Origin of the sequence: Burkholderia sp. MSMB1835 (assembly GCF_001526365.1) — a bacterium.
Taxonomy (GTDB): Bacteria; Pseudomonadota; Gammaproteobacteria; order Burkholderiales; family Burkholderiaceae; genus Burkholderia.
In genome coordinates this window covers 36575-51550 of the sequence record NZ_LOYP01000018.1, presented here as the reverse complement: position 1 = coordinate 51550, position 14976 = coordinate 36575, and the positions used below count along the sequence as shown (strand labels likewise).

Genomic DNA, 14976 nt, shown 5'->3' with positions numbered 1-14976 from the left:
GGTGTTAGCCGTTCTTCGGATTGATGTCGGTTCGAGCAGCCTGGATATTGATGTTGCTGTCATCCAGGTGGATCACCGACTCGCCCTTATAGATATCGATCGAGTCAGCAGTCATGTGGATACGCGTGCCGCCGTCGCCGCCGATCTTGATCCAGAGTTCCTTGGCTTCCAGTGTGTGCACACCCTGCGGAGTCTGATGCAGCGTATTGCCCTGCACGACAACGTCCGACAGATTGCCAACCGCGACAGCCGTCGTATGGTTGCCCTTGCCGACCTCGACGGTCCGGTCGCCTTTGAGAACTTGAGTCCATTGCGCGTCCTCGACAACGGTATGCATGTCTTTCTGCGCATGCATGTAGAACATCTGTGCACCATTGACGTCGCTCATCAGCAACTCGTTCGACCCCTGCCCCTTGTGCGTCTGGCTCTTGATCCCCATCGTCTGGCCGGCCGCGCCGTGATACGGGTTGCCCTGCTCGCCGTTGAACACGCGGCCGACGATCACCGGGTTATCCGGATCGCCCTGATTGAACGCCACCAGCACTTCCTGCTTGATCCGCGGAATCGCGGCCGCGCCCCAGCCGTCGCCCGCCCACGGTTGCGACACGCGCACCCACATCGAATCGGAGCCGTCCTTCTTGCCGCGCCGGTCCCACGGGAAATGCACCTTCACCGCGCTGCCGTTCGTATAGATTTCCTCGCCCTTCGGCCCGACGACGATCGCCGACTGCGTGCCGTGAATCACCGGCTTCGGCGTCGCGCGCGGCGCGCGGTATGGAATCTTCTTCGGCAGCAGCGAGAAGCTGTTGCAGTACGGCAGCTTCGCACTGTGCTGCGTATAGTCGTTCACGGCCTCGTGACGCACGTGCAGGATCACGTACTCCTGATTGTTTTCGAGGACGGGGTGGTTCGCGACGGTCACGGCGCCCGCCGTCGTCATGCGCCACGCATAGCCGCCGCCGGTATAGCGATGGGCTTGCGCCTCCTCGGCCTCCATCGCGTAACGCGCGTAGCGGTTGCCGTCGTCGCCGTGGTCGTACAGCGACTGGTGCTCGAACCGCTCGGTCGCATCGAGCCGCGCATGCCTGAGGTTTTGCGGCCCGGCCTCCACCAGCATCAGCGGCGACGACGGATTCTGGTGATTGAAGTCGCGGAACGTGACCTTGCCGACGCCGAAGCGCCGGCCTTCGTGCAACTGGTCGATGCCGCTGTCCTCGCTGGCCTCGGTCGCGGCGAACGGCACGGTGGCGAGCCCCTCGATCGGGCGGAACAGCAGGTTCGTGTCGCCGATCACGAGAAAGTGCTTGTCCTTCTCGTAGCGGTGCGTCCACACGAGCCCCTCCTGCTCCATCAGCCGCGCGCAGAAGTTGTAGTAGCTCTCCTGGTACATCACGACGTACTCGAGCGGCTTCTGGCTCGTCCGGATGTCGAACACGAAATCGGAAAAACCGTGTTCCTGGAAGATCTCGGTGAGGATGTCCTGCGCGGTCTTGTTCTGGAAGATCCGGCAGTCGGTCGAGCGCGTCAGGAACCAGAACCACGGCACGGCCGTCAGGTGGTATTGCGTGACGTTCCCGGGGTTGCCGGCGCGGTCGAACGACGCGACGTAGCCGTCGAAATAGCGGTCGTTGTCGCCGGTGCCTGACGCCACGACGCGTTCGAGCGTCGACAGGCGCGCCTGCTGGTCGAAGCGGATCTTGACCTGCTGGCCGATCAGGTCCTCGGGCCGCAGGTCGTGGCGATGCGACAGCAGGTCGAGGTGGATTTCCGGCAACCGGTTCACGTGCTCGTCGACGACGGCCGCGCTGACCAGCAGCACATCCGGGCCGAGCGGCGTGTCGAGCGTCACGTAACGGTTGAGCTGGGTCAGGCGCGCGGGGTTGGCGGCGCCGTTGATCGCTTCGGCAATCGCGCCGGGTGTCTTGTCCATCAGCGAGAAGCCGGTCTGCGCGAGTTGCATCGCGCGCTGGACGGTGTCGACGTGCCCGGCCAGGCCGGCGAGCGGCCCGAGGCTGCCGGCCACGCTCGACGCCACCGGGCCGGCGAGGCCCCCGAGCGCGCTCAACGAGCCGAGCGCACTGCCGCCCAATCCACTGGGAATACCCCCGTTCGGAGCGAAACTCATTCTTGTTCCTTGCGTGTGATCTCAGGTTCCATGAGCCGGCTCGCCGGCCCGCAGCCCCGATAATGTAGGGTAAAACCCGACTGCTTGAAAGACGTCCGCAAACGTTTTCGTTCGAGCCCTGAAAATCCGAAAACGAGACCACCGGCTGGGCCCCGGAGGCGGCACGCCGCGCCGACGCAGCGCGACGGCCTGCAATGAAAACCGCGACACTGCATCCTCAGGCGTCTGCGTGACAATGGCAGGAAACAGTTAAAACGCACTGACCGCACCAGGGCATTCCGGGGGCAGTGTTTGAGCAACCATACTAGACAGCCTACTGGTCGGCAGGCGTGCAATCGATATCGCGGCGCACCTCCGTCACCGCGGCGAAACCACGATCGCCGCCCGCCGATTCTGCGCCCGCCCTGCCGGCGTCTTGTTGTCCCCTACCGGATCGCGCTTCCCTTTCCCGACGATCGCGATCCGCTTCGCATCGAGTCCGACGTCGACCAGTTCGACAGCAACGACTTCGGCCCGCCGTCTCGACAACTCCAGATCGTAAGCCGCCTCCCCTTCATCGTCCGAGTATCCATAAACCCGCACCCCGTTGATCCCCGCCGACTGCAACGTCCGCCCGATCCGTTCGACGATCCGCCGCACATCCGGCTTGAGGTTGTACCGGTCGAAATCGAACAGGATCGGCCCGGTCGAACCGAACTCGAACCCCTGCCCGGTCTCCTGGAACCCGGCCGACTTCAGCGCCGTGACCTGCGTCTGCGTCAGCCCGCGATGAAGCGGCGGCGTCTTGCAGCCCCCCAGCAGCATGCCCAGCAGCAGCGCACTCCCGACGCACATCCGCCCCATGCTCAAAGGAAACGAGTGGTTCATTTCGCATCCCCTTCTATCGCGCCCGCTCTGCAAGCGCTTCTTTTAACCGCCGCTGCGGCCTCGCCCGCAGCGCGAGTCGATCAACGTCACACCGGCCCTGCAACGCTCTCAGCCAACCGCCACGATCCCGGCCGCGCGCGCTTGGCGCGGTACATCGCGATATCCGCCGCGCGCAGCAAGCCGCTCGCGTCCGACGCATGATCGGGATACAGCGCAATGCCGGCACTCATCATGGTGGCCACCACGCGGCCGTCGGACAGCTCGATCGACGGCGCCATGCCGGACAAAATCTCGTCGGCGATCCGGCCCACGCTGCCCGCCTCGGGCACCGCCGCCAGCATCACCGCAAATTCGTCGCCGCCCAGGCGCGCGACGAGATCGGCCTCGCGCACCCGCGTGCGCAGCCGCGACGCGATGCCGATCAGCACCTCGTCCCCGGCGTCGTGGCCGAGACAATCGTTGATCTCCTTGAAGCGATCGCAGTCGAGATAAAGAACGGCAACCCGCTGCCCCGTCAACGTGGCATCGCAAAGCGCAAGCGCGAGGCGCGACTCGAACTGCACGCGGTTGGGCAACCCGGTGAGCCCATCGTGCGTCGCCTTGTGCTCGAGCGATGCGTTCTCGTCGCGCAGCGTGTTCTGCCAGTCTTCGAATTCGTCGAGCAGCGCGTTGAAGTCGTCGCCGAGCTGGTTGAGTTCGGCGATCGCGGCGGGCTCGACGCGCCGCCCGAACGCACGCTCGCGTCGCACCGCGTGCGCGACACCCGCCAGCGCATGCAGCGGCGAAACGATATCGCGCAGCAGACGCTTCGAGCTGACATACGCACCGAACACGCTGAGGGCCAGGCAGCCGAGAATGCCGCCGACGCCGCCGAGCAGGAAGCCGAAGAACTGGTGCCCGCGGCCGCGCACGACGACGTGGCCGACGATGATGCCGTCATGCATCACCGGGGTGGTAACCGGCCCGGGCAGCGCCACGTCGGCGACGGCGCGCTCGAGCCGCACGATCCCGTTTCCGGCCGGCAACTGCCACGTCGCGAACAGTTGTCCCTTGCTGTCGGTGACGACCACCTGCGCGACGTCCTCGTCTCCGGCGATCATCCCGATCGCTTCGTTCGCCGCGATGCGATCGCCGAACACGAGCGCCGCCTCGACGGTATAACCGAGCGAGCGCGCCAGCAGGTTCAGGTTGTTGCCGGCATACGCGCGCAACGCGATCACGGCGACGACGATCAACGACACCGCGGCCATCGCGACGGCGACGAACGCGAGGCGCAGGTGCGCGCGACGCAACACGCTTTGCAGCGTCGGGCGCGACATGCGCGAAGCGGAAACGGGGGGCGCGGACCGTGTCATGGCGTCACCGGCCGTCGTGCGAGATTGAGGACGTTCGGGTGCACGCGCACGCCGCTGCGCGCCACAGCGTCGAGATTGATGTCGAACGACACGCGTTCGCCGTCGACGTTGAGACAGAACATGCCGCCTGCGGTGCAGGACGGATCGTGCTCCGAGATCGTCAGGACCGGATGGCCCGCCACTGCCGACCTCACCCGCGTTCTCTCGCCTTCGCTCAGGGTGCCGAGATAGACGACGTCGCAGACCATGCCGAGCGCGGGATCGTCGAAGCGCACGCGCTGCACGTCGAGCAGCGTCGAGCCTGCCTGCAGCGTGTCGGTCAGGCCGCGTGCATAGTCGGGCCGGCCCGTCACGCACAGATGCAGACGAACGGGCGTCGTCGGCCAGCGCGTGAAGCTGATAATGCCGAGCACGACCTGGCGCACGGCCGTGTCGTGTGAAGAAATGGCGGGATCGCGGGAATCGGCGGGGTTCGCGGCGACGACGATGCGCACGGTGTCGGGCGTATCGTCGGCATCGGCGGGAACCCCGGCGAGCACGGCGGGAGCAGCACTCAGAACGCAAACGATTGCGAGAAACGCGTGGCGCAGCGAAGCGATTCGGCCAAGGCGGCCGGACGCCGTCCGCGCGGCCATTGCCGCCGCGCCCGTTGGCGCCGCTGCAGTCGCAAAACCGGCAGCGGACGCGCTCACTTTCGCATCCATGACGGGAACATCCGCTGGCGTCGGTCCCGACGCTGCCTACTGCCTCCCTCCATGCGCGTGCAGGTACCGAATTAACGCGCATGATTCCTTCATCTTAGGTAGAAAGTCGCGTGGACAACCAGTGGGATACACCCGGGAGAAATCGTGGGAAGTATGGGGAATTGGGGCTGTTTCGATGATTTGGGCGAGTGTGGCGTCCATCGTTGACCAGTGCCAACGCCTCCGGATCGATCAGCGGCTTGAATGCGCGGCCGTCTAAAACTTCATATGATCTTATGTAGGGAGCCAGATCGATTTCCAGTGCATGGGGCCGCCGTGCTAATCAACTGCGGCAGAGAAAAGAGTCATGTTCCAGGACTGAATAGATAAATGCCTGCCGCGACGACCACGAAGATCAGCAAAACAACGAGAACTAGATTTCGCCCCCCTTGCGTGTACCTGGAAGATCACTTGCACTCGCGCCCGCCCTCGCTGATAACTTCGAGAGCAATAACCGCTAGTAGCACAAGAACCATCATCGCTTTCGCAAGCGCACCGAAGAACAGTTCACTGAAGCGATAAGGCCACGCTGAGCGACGAGGCCCGACCGTCGGACGGCGGAATGCAGGATTATTTTTAGAAAACATATGCTTTTTATGTAGGCCAACTTGCATTTTTGCCCGTCGGTTCTTGAGCAACTAGCGTTGTCAATGCGCCAGATGTGCCGCGCTCTTGCTCATATCCTGCACCGACTCGAGCTTCAAATTTCCACCAACATCCGCGACAACCTTGTTCGCATTGACTTTCGCACCAACGATATTGGTGTCCCCGCCGCTGACGATCGTTATAGGTACCCGCCATACTCGTCGCAAACGCACCCGCCACATTGGGGGATTAATCTTGCCATCCTGCCAATACTGCGCCCCGCGTTTGATTCCCGCACTAATCGCTCCCGTCCCAACCGAACGGGGGATTTACGAGCGCATCCACGCCAAGCAACAATTCCTCACCAACGACTGGCGCAGCAGCATCAGCGACAACATGCGGAGTTTGTATAAAAACAGGCCCCGGCAACCGCAAGGCTCTGTTTTTCACACTATCTTCCTGTTCTCTTTTTTTCAGCGAACCACGTCACCGTTCCTGCAAACAAACTGAACGCAACTACAAACGCGACCATCCGGCCTGCACGGTTCCACGTCGGTAATTGATACGGAATGTCTTTAAACAGCCAGATCATTGCTGGACCAGCAATGAGTTCAATGATAGTGATGCCGATCCCCATCGAGATCAGCCAAATCAGTACGAGGTGCATCCACCGGAACCATTCAAATCTAGTTCTTGGTTTCACTTCTTCACCGCCCCATCAATCTTGTTCTGTGCAGCTGCGCCAACCTTCTCTTGCGCTGCGCCACCCAATGCACCACCAATCCATGACGGAAGCATGCTCGGCGGAACATACTTCGATATACCCAAACCGATCTCCTGCCATTCCTGCCGATACCACGGATTCAACGCTCCATCAAGCTTGCCCTCTATCTTGGCGCCAAGCGGATATCCAATCACCGCCCCCACTGCGGCACCTCCCATCGCCGGATTTGGATTCTGGCCTTGCAGTGCAGAGCCAGCCAATGCGCCGCCAACACCAATCGTGAACACCGGAATAAACTTCATCCCTGTGGAAGCCGCACCCGTCGCGCCAGCCAAAGCAAAGCTTGTCCAGTCAAATGGCTGATTGCCCGTCAGTTGGACACCTCCATTCGCACCCAAGCCGAGCAGTCCACCCGCACTCATCATTCCCACCGATGCAAGCGGACCTCCCATAACCAGCCCAAGCCCAATCATCCCCACCCCAGCCAGTGTCGCTCCGACCGGATCTTTTTTCATATTCGACGCCACGTAATCGTTATACGTCAGCCCACGGCCCAACTGCTGCTGCCCCAGGTCATATTCCCCCTGGTTCGGCACGATGTACTGGCTGTTGTAATCATGATTCGCATACTGCGGATCGTTCCCGTAACCGTAGCAGTTCAAATTCTGACAGCCCACGATGCTACGAATCTCGTAATCGTGCTTTCCACCGGATGCCTCCGCCGTCTGCTTGTCCGAGTTGCGTAACATCTCTGCCACAATCCGGCCTTCAGCTTCCTGCACACTAATGTGAAGCTCCTTCGCAACGTCCTTCGCATATTGCTTAGCTTTCGCATATTGGCGACGTCCTGAATCTGCTTGAGTGCGGTCTTGCCGACGCATTGCCCTGCGATCGGCTGGAGCAAACGGGCGAGCCAGCCGAACGGATTGCCTTCCAGCGCGATTTCCTCGATCGGAAAACACGGGGTATCGAGTGGCAAGCTCGCGACGCCGGCCTTCGACGACGCTTCCCCGGTCGGCGTCAGCACGTTCGGGCGCGGATTCAGCTCCCTGGTGGCTTCCAGTTGCTGCTGTTGCAAACGCTGGATTTGCGGGCCGGACGTAATTTCAGACGGCAGAACGCCTTGCGCTAATGCGGAAACACTCGCCAACGCCGAAATTAACGCTGCCGAAGTTTCTCGTCTCTTCACTTGTTGGCGGCGTAATGATTGATCTCCGGCGCATCGTAATCTATAGAAAGATTCGTGGGTTTATTGTCATCAATCGCGAAGAGCCGCACCCGTCGTTTATCTCGATTTAATTCACCGCTTTGCTCGATGTTTTCACGGCATCCATTCGCTCGATTTCCACCACCCAACCGTCAACCTTGACGATTCGAAAACCTTTCGGAATGGAGACATCGACTCTTCCCGTGCCCTGTCTACCACGAATATCAGTCAGCCCCACATATTTCAGCTATCGGACATGACAAATCGAACCGCAACCATTCAGACAATTCATTACGAATAACACCGCGATCGAATTTCCATTTAGTATAAGTTCGATCAGTCACTCACCAACGTTTTACGAAAGTCCCCGATGAAGAGCGGCCAACACTTGAATTTTATTTAATTGACAAACAAAAAAATCGATTTATCCGATGTCTCGATGTATCGAGCACGATCGGTCCGCATTTCGTCATGTCGCTCATTTACAACGGATATTCGCGCCCGATGTCGCCCACGGTCGGCTCGACGCACAGCGAACGGCGCTTCCCTCACCCGCTTTCCCGTCTACCTGAGCACCCCATGCGCGATCGTCGGCGTCGCGGCCGGGCTCGCCCTGCGATTTCGACGACAATGGCCGCTTGATCGCGGCGCGTCGTTCCGTGCCGCTGGATCGGACACGGAGCGCCCAGCGTCATGAAAGTCGAAAACTCGGAACTCGAAGCATTCGTCGCCGTCGCAGAGCTCGGCACGTTCCATCGCGCGGCGGAAAAGCTGAACCTGACCCAGCCCGGGCTGTCGCGCCGCATCCAGAAGCTCGAGCAGACGCTCGGCGTCGAGTTGTTTCAGCGCACCACGCGCAGCGTGACGTTGACGGGCGTCGGCCGCCAGTTCCTGCCGATGGCGCGCGAGCAGATCGCGCAGCTCGGGATGATGCTGTCGTCGATCCAGGACATCGCGCAAAAGCGTTACGGCAAGGTGCGGCTCGCGTCGATCCCGACGGTCGTCGCACAGGCGCTGCCCGACGTGCTGCGTCGCTACGCCGCGAAGTATCCGCACGTCGCCGTGCAGATTCTCGACGGCAATCACGACTTCGTGCTGTCGCAGGTGCGCGCGGGCATCGCCGAATTCGGCGTGAGCCTGCATCCCGGCGACGACGCCGATCTCCTGTTCGAACCGCTCTTCACCGACCGTTACGTGCTCGCAGCCCACGACGACGATCCGCTGGCGCGCGCGGACGCCGTCACGCTCGGGGAGCTGCGCCATGCGAAGCTGATCATCGGCGGTCGGGACAGCGGTAATCGCCTGCTGCTCGAAATGCTGATGGGTCAGGAAGCGGTACGAACACGCTGGTTCTACGAGGTCGAGCACATCTCGTGCGTTGCCGCATTGGTAGCGGCCGGGGTCGGTTGCGCGATCCTGCCCGAGAGCGCGCTGCAGGCATACGGCTCGCCAGCGGTGCGCGCGGTACCGATCGCGAGCCCGACCATCGAGCGCACGGTCGGCATCGTGCGGCATCGCGCCATCTCGATGTCCAGCTTCGCGAGCGACCTCCATGCGCTTGTGAAGGCATCGCTCGCGTAGCGCCGCGCGGCGGCGCGGCGGCGCGGCGGCGCAGCGGCGCAGCGGCACAGCGGCACAGCGGCACAGCGGCACAGCAAACGCGCATTGATGCCGGTTTCGCATGAATCGCGAGCCGATCGGCATTGGACACCCGAAAAATGGCTGGGGACGATGGCGGCGAACATGAACGACGGAAACGGGTAGCGCGCCGGCTCCGGACGAATTCTGGAGGAACCACCATGCATTTCGACGTGATCCTGCGTCGCGGCGAATTGATCGACGGCACCGGAGCCGCACGCTTCGAGGCCGATCTCGGCGTGACCGGCGAGCGCATCGCCGCCATCGGCGAGCTGGGCGAGGCGACGGCCACGCACACGCTCGATGCGAGCGGCCTCGTCGTCGCGCCGGGCTTCATCGACAGCCACACGCACGACGACGCATTCGTGCTGACCGATCCCGACGTCGAGCCGAAGGTCGCCCAGGGCGTCACGACGGTGATCGCCGGCAATTGCGGCATCAGTCTCGCGCCGCTGCTCGCCGAACGCGACGTGCCGCAACCGCTCGACCTGCTGGGCGCCTGGCAGTCGTTCCGCTTCCCGACTTTTCGCGCGTATCTCGACACGCTCGACGCAACGCCCGCCGCCGTCAATACGGCGGCGCTGATCGGCCACTCGACGCTGCGCGTGCGGCACATGGCCGATCTCGACCGCGCCGCCAACGCGGCCGAAATCGCCGCGATGGCGGCCGACGTGCGCGAAGCGATGGCGGCCGGTGCGTTCGGCGTCTCGTCGGGCACCTTCTACCCACCCGCCGCCGCCGCGACGACGGACGAACTGATCGACGTGTGCGCGCCGCTGCGCGAGACGGGCGGCGTGTTCGCGACGCACCTGCGCGACGAGACCGACGCGATCATCGCGTCGCTCGACGAAGCGTTCTCGATCGGGCGCGCGCTCGACGTGCGCGTCGTGCTCTCGCATCACAAAGTGGCCGGCAAGGCCAATCATGGCCGCTCGGTCGAAACGCTCGCGCACGTCGACGCGCAGCGCACGCGACAACCGCTGTGTCTCGACTGCCATCCGTATCCGGCTACATCGACGATGCTGCGCGCGGATCGCATCCGCCAGTCGTCGCGCGTGATCCTCGCGTGGTCGAAGCCGCATCCCGAACTCGCGGGCCGCGACTTCCATGAACTGCTGCCGCTGTTCGGCGATTCCGTCGACGCCGCGATCGACGCGCTGCGCCCCGCCGGCGCGATCTACTTCGTGATGGACGAGGCGGATGTCGAGCGCATCATCCGTCACGAACTGACGATGGTCGGCTCCGACGGCCTGCCCAACGACATGCGCCCGCACCCGCGCTTGTGGGGCACGTTCCCGCGCGTGCTCGGCGAATTCTCCCGCGAGCGCGGCCTGTTCCCGCTCGAAACCGCCGTGCGCAAGATGACGGGCCTCACCGCCGAGCAGTTCGGCATCGCGGAGCGCGGACGGCTCGCGGTCGGCCATTACGCCGATCTCGTCGTGTTCGACCCCGCCCGCGTGATCGATCGCGCGACGTTCGCGAGCCCGACGCTACGCCCCGAAGGCATCAAGCACGTGTTCGTCAACGGGCGGCCCGTGCTCGAACATGGCCGGCACACCGGCACGCGTCCCGGCCGGGCGCTGCGCCGCGGCATCTAGAACCGGCCGATCGACGGCGCGCGGTCGCGGTGTCGCGACAGCCGCCGCGGAGTTCAACTGCACGGAGTCACCATGACGAATCCCAACGGTGCCGCCACGCCGCGCGGCATGCAAGCCGGCCCGCCCGCGCTCGCGGAAGCCGCCGCTCCCAGCCTCGACGCGCTGTATGCGCGCTTGAGCCGACGCATCATTCCGCTGATCCTGGTCTGCTATTTCTTCGGCTATCTCGACCGCGTCAACGTCGGCTTCGCGAAGCTGCAGATGGTGACGGACCTGCATCTCACGGACGCGGCCTACGGCGTCGGCGCGGGCCTGTTCTTCGTCGGCTACCTGCTGCTGCAGGTGCCGGCCGGCTGGCTCGTGCGGCGGATCGGCGTGAAGCGCTGTCTCGCCGGCTCGATGCTGACGTGGGGCGTCGTGTCGGTCGCCACGCTCGCGACCCGCGACACCGCGAGCTTCTACGCGCTGCGCTTCCTGCTCGGCGTGACCGAAGCGAGCTTCTTTCCGGCCGTGATCGCCTACTTCAGCGTGTGGTTTCCGTCGCACCGGCTCGCGAAGGTCATGGCCTTCCTGTTTCTCGCGATGCCGCTCGGCGTGATCGTCGGCGGGCCGCTGTCGGGCTGGATCATGGACGCCACGCACGGCGGCTTCGGGCTGCGCGGCTGGCAGTGGATGTTCGTGATCGAAGGCCTGCCGGCCATCGTGCTCGGCCTGTACCTGCTCGTGCGTGTGACGGAACGGATCGACGATGCAACCTGGCTGACCGATACGGAAAAGCGGATGATTCACGCGGAGATGGCTCGGGAAGCGGCCGGCAAGCGCACCCACCTCCGCGCCGCACTGCGCGAGCCGACCCTGTGGCTGCTGTTCGCGACGTCGTTCCTCTACAACGTCGGCAACTATGGGCTCGTGTTCTGGATGCCGACGATGATCAAGGCGCTCGGATCGCCGAGCAACCTCGAAACCGGCTTGATCAGCGCCATCCCCTACCTGGTCGCATCGGTCGCGATGGTCGCGAACGCGCAGCATTCGGTGCGCACCGGCGAGCGACGCTGGCATACGGCGCTGCCGGTCGCGATCGGCGGCGTCGCGCTGCTCGCGAGCCTCGGCATGCGCGCGCATCCCGTGCTCGCGGTCGCGTGCCTGACCGCCGGCGTGGCCGGCATCATGAGCACGCTCGCGATGTTCTGGAGCCTGCCGTCGCGAATTCTCGCGGGAGAAGCGGCTGCGGGCGGCGCCGGGCTCGTCAACATCGGCGCGGCCGTCGCCGGGTTCGTCGGCCCGACGCTGATGGGCTATGCCACCGGATTGACAGGCAGCACCGAGCTGGGCGTCGCGCTGCTCGCCTTCACGCTGTTCGCCGCGGCCGCGCTGATCCTGTCGATTCCGCGCCGGCTCATGGTGCGCACGTGAGCGCGGCGCCGTCGATGCGCAGCGCGCTGGCGTTGGCGGCCGGGGTGCGCACCGGCCGGGTGAGCGCGGAGTCGCTCGTACAGCGCGTGCTCGCCGACATCGCCGCGCGCGACAGCGCGATCAACGCGTGCGCACTCACCTTCGACGCGCGGGCACGGCGCGATGCGCGGCGCATCGACCGCCTCGTGCGGGACGGGCGGGACCCGGGCCCGCTGGCAGGCGTGCCGTTCCTCGTGAAGTGGAATATCGACGTGGCGGGTCATACGACGGTTGCTGGCTCGCCGGCGCGCGCCGCGTTGCCGGCCGCCGCCGCCGATGCGCCGGTCGTTGCGCGACTGTGCGCGGCCGGCGCGGTCCCCATCGGCGCGACGCAGATGGACGAACTCGCGTGCGGCGCCACCGGCGTGAATCCGCACCATGGCGCGGTGCATCTGCCGGCCGACCCGACGCGCATGACGGGCGGCTCGTCGAGCGGCTCGGCCGCCTCGGTCGCCACCGGATACGTGCCGCTTGCGCTCGGCAGCGACACCAACGGCTCGATCCGCGCGCCGGCGGCGCTGTGCGGCGTGTGGGGGTTTCGCCCCGGCGACGGGCGGCTGTCGCGCGCCGGCTGCGTGCCGTATGCCGACTCGCTCGACACCGTCGGCGGGTTCGCGAACGACATCGACGATCTTGCGGTGCTGTACGACACGCTGTGCGAAGCACATGTACCGTGCGCGCAACCGGCTCGCGATCCGGCCGCCGCGCTTCGCGTCGCCGTGCTGACCGGCGATTTCGAAACGCATGCCGATGCGGATGCGCGCCGCGCGGTCCGGCGTGCAGCGGCCTGCCTGCGGGCGAGCGATGCCGTGCCCGTCGCCAGCGACGAAGTCGCGCTCGTGCGCGAAGCGGCGCTCGTGATCTCGAACGTGGAGCTCGCGCGCGCCCATCGCGGATTGCTCGACGCCTCGACGGCGCTCGTCTCCGAACGCCTGCGGTCGCGCCTCGCGGCCGGCCTCGCGACGTCCGACGCCGCGTATCGTCACGCGCTCGCCCGCCGTGCCGCCTGGCGCGCGCGCATCGAAGCACTGTTCGCGCACTACGACGTGCTGCTCGCGGCCGCGACGCCCTGTGCGGCGCCGCGCTTCACCGACGCGACCGTCGACGTCAACGGCGTCGCGCTCGAACCCGCGAAGATGCTCGGCCTGCTGACCCAGCCGATCTCGTTCGCGGGGCTGCCGGTCGTCAGCGCGCCGTGCTTCGCATCGGGCGAACTGCCGGTCGGCGTGCAGTTGATCGGTGCGCCCGGCGGCGACGCGGTGTGCTTCGACGCCGCGCGTCGGCTTTCGGCCGCGTGGCGCGACCTGCTCCGTTAGCGACGCGCCCCTTGGTGCCGCGCGCCGCGGCGAGTATGCTTGCAGCTCGAACACTCTCCAACCCGGGCGCGCGCACCGTACCGCGGGCAGGCGCCCCGCCAACCGTCACTCACCATCGATGGATTTCGACGTCATCGTTCTCGGCGCCGGCATCGTCGGCGTCTCCGCCGCGCTGCACCTGCAGGATCGCGGCCGCAAGGTTGCCCTCGTCGATCGCGGCGCGCCCGGCGAAGGCACGAGCTTCGGCAATGCAGGGCTGATCGAGCGCTCGTCGGTCGAACCGTATCCGTTCCCGCGCAGCCCGTTCACGCTGATGCGCTATGCGCTGAATCGCTCGACCGATCTCTACTGGCACAGTGCGTCGCTGCCCGCGTTCGCGCCGTGGCTCGCACGGTTCTGGTGGGAATCGGCGCCGCTGCGCCATGCGGCGGCATCGCGCGACATGCTGCCGCTGATCGAACGCTGCATCGTCGAACACGACGCGCTGATCGCGCGGGCCGGCGCCGGCGAACTGATCCGCGCGAGCGGCTGGCTGGAGGCGTTCCGCACGCCGGCCGCGTTCGAACGCGGCATGACCGAGGCCGGCCTCACCGCGCGCCGCCACGGGCTCGGCATCACGCCGCTCGACGCGGCCGCGCTGCTCGCGCACGAACCGAGCCTCGCACCGGGCTTTTGCGGCGCGCTGCACTGGCTCGACCCGAAAAGCGTCGTCGATCCGGCCGCGCTCGTCAAAGCGTATGCGCAACTGTTCGTGCAAGGCGGCGGCACGCTGCTGACGGGCGACGCCGCGAGCCTCGACGCGTTGTCGCCCGGCTGGCAGGTCCGGACCGACGACGGCCCGGCGGCCGCGCCGGCCGTCGTCGTCGCGCTCGGCCCGTGGTCCGATACCGTGTTCGGCAAGTTCGGCTACAAGGTCCCGTTGCGCGAGAAGCGCGGCTATCACATGCACTACGCGCCGTCCGCGCGCGGCGTGCCGTCGGCGCCGATCGTCGATCGCGAATACGGTTACGTGATCGCGCCGATGCGGCGCGGGCTGCGGCTGACGACGGGCGTCGAGATCGCGCGGCGCGGGCTTCCGCCGACGGGCGTGCAGCTCGAGCGCGCGGAACGCGTCGCGCGGCCGGTGTTCGGGTTCGGCGAGCGGCTCGACCCGCAGCCGTGGCTCGGCTTCCGGCCGTGCACGCCCGACATGCGCCCGGTGATCGGCCCCGCGCCCGCGCATCGCGGGCTGTGGTTCGCGTTCGGGCACAACCATCACGGGTTGACGCTCGGCCCCGTCACCGGCCGGCTGCTGGCCGAGATGATGACCGGCGAGGCGCCGTTCACCGATCCGGCGCCGTATCGCGCGGATCGCTTCTGAGCGCGA

General features: G+C 65.5%; 11 protein-coding genes and 1 pseudogene. 5 read left to right on the top strand and 7 right to left on the bottom strand.

Annotated features, from left to right (window positions below; translation table 11 throughout):
* Positions 1-4 precede the first annotated feature (4 nt).
* The 7 genes and pseudogenes from WS96_RS08120 to WS96_RS33595 all read right to left on the bottom strand — a co-directional run bounded on the left by WS96_RS08120 (position 5) and on the right by WS96_RS33595 (position 7280).
* Positions 5-2125, bottom strand: a complete 2121-nt coding sequence (locus WS96_RS08120) for a type VI secretion system Vgr family protein (protein ID WP_059831740.1) — start codon at positions 2123-2125, stop codon at positions 5-7.
* A 357-nt stretch (positions 2126-2482) separates the two neighbouring features.
* Complete coding sequence (locus WS96_RS08115; protein WP_034204308.1) at positions 2483-2992, bottom strand: OmpA family protein; 510 nt, start codon at positions 2990-2992, stop codon at positions 2483-2485.
* An 86-nt stretch (positions 2993-3078) separates the two neighbouring features.
* Positions 3079-4347 carry a diguanylate cyclase domain-containing protein gene (locus WS96_RS08110; protein ID WP_059831738.1) on the bottom strand — a complete coding sequence of 423 codons (1269 nt, stop codon included), beginning with the start codon at positions 4345-4347 and terminating at the stop codon, positions 3079-3081.
* Positions 4344-5051: a YfiR family protein gene (locus WS96_RS08105; RefSeq protein WP_059831736.1), complete on the bottom strand. Its 708-nt coding sequence runs from the start codon at positions 5049-5051 to the stop codon at positions 4344-4346. The genes WS96_RS08110 and WS96_RS08105 overlap by 4 nt, the downstream gene beginning before the upstream one ends.
* 698 nt (positions 5052-5749) lie before the next feature.
* Positions 5750-5875, bottom strand: a pseudogene (locus tag WS96_RS34865) (hemagglutinin repeat-containing protein); the annotation flags it as partial.
* A gap of 251 nt (positions 5876-6126) precedes the next feature.
* On the bottom strand, positions 6127-6342 hold the full coding sequence (locus tag WS96_RS32010; protein WP_257127963.1) for a hypothetical protein: 216 nt from the start codon (positions 6340-6342) through the stop codon (positions 6127-6129).
* A gap of 32 nt (positions 6343-6374) precedes the next feature.
* Entirely contained in the window at positions 6375-7280 is a 906-nt protein-coding gene (locus WS96_RS33595; protein WP_156443605.1) for a hypothetical protein, read from the bottom strand.
* A gap of 1019 nt (positions 7281-8299) precedes the next feature.
* On the opposite strand from WS96_RS33595, the gene WS96_RS08095 reads away from it, so the two are divergent.
* The 5 genes from WS96_RS08095 (at position 8300) to WS96_RS08075 (ending at position 14970) form a co-directional block, all read left to right on the top strand.
* Positions 8300-9187, top strand: a complete 888-nt coding sequence (locus WS96_RS08095; RefSeq protein ID WP_059831732.1) for a LysR family transcriptional regulator — start codon at positions 8300-8302, stop codon at positions 9185-9187.
* 218 nt (positions 9188-9405) lie between these two features.
* The gene (locus tag WS96_RS08090) at positions 9406-10842 is read left to right on the top strand and encodes an N-acyl-D-amino-acid deacylase family protein (RefSeq protein WP_059831731.1); all 1437 of its coding nucleotides are present in this window, start codon (positions 9406-9408) and stop codon (positions 10840-10842) included.
* Positions 10843-10914: 72 nt separating this feature from the next.
* Positions 10915-12255 carry an MFS transporter gene (locus WS96_RS08085; protein WP_082720213.1) on the top strand — a complete coding sequence of 447 codons (1341 nt, stop codon included), beginning with the start codon at positions 10915-10917 and terminating at the stop codon, positions 12253-12255.
* 14 nt (positions 12256-12269) lie between these two features.
* Complete coding sequence (locus WS96_RS08080) at positions 12270-13610, top strand: amidase family protein (protein WP_059832119.1); 1341 nt, start codon at positions 12270-12272, stop codon at positions 13608-13610.
* Positions 13611-13728: 118 nt separating this feature from the next.
* Positions 13729-14970: an NAD(P)/FAD-dependent oxidoreductase gene (locus WS96_RS08075; RefSeq protein WP_059831729.1), complete on the top strand. Its 1242-nt coding sequence runs from the start codon at positions 13729-13731 to the stop codon at positions 14968-14970.
* The last annotated feature ends 6 nt before the right edge of the window (positions 14971-14976 follow it).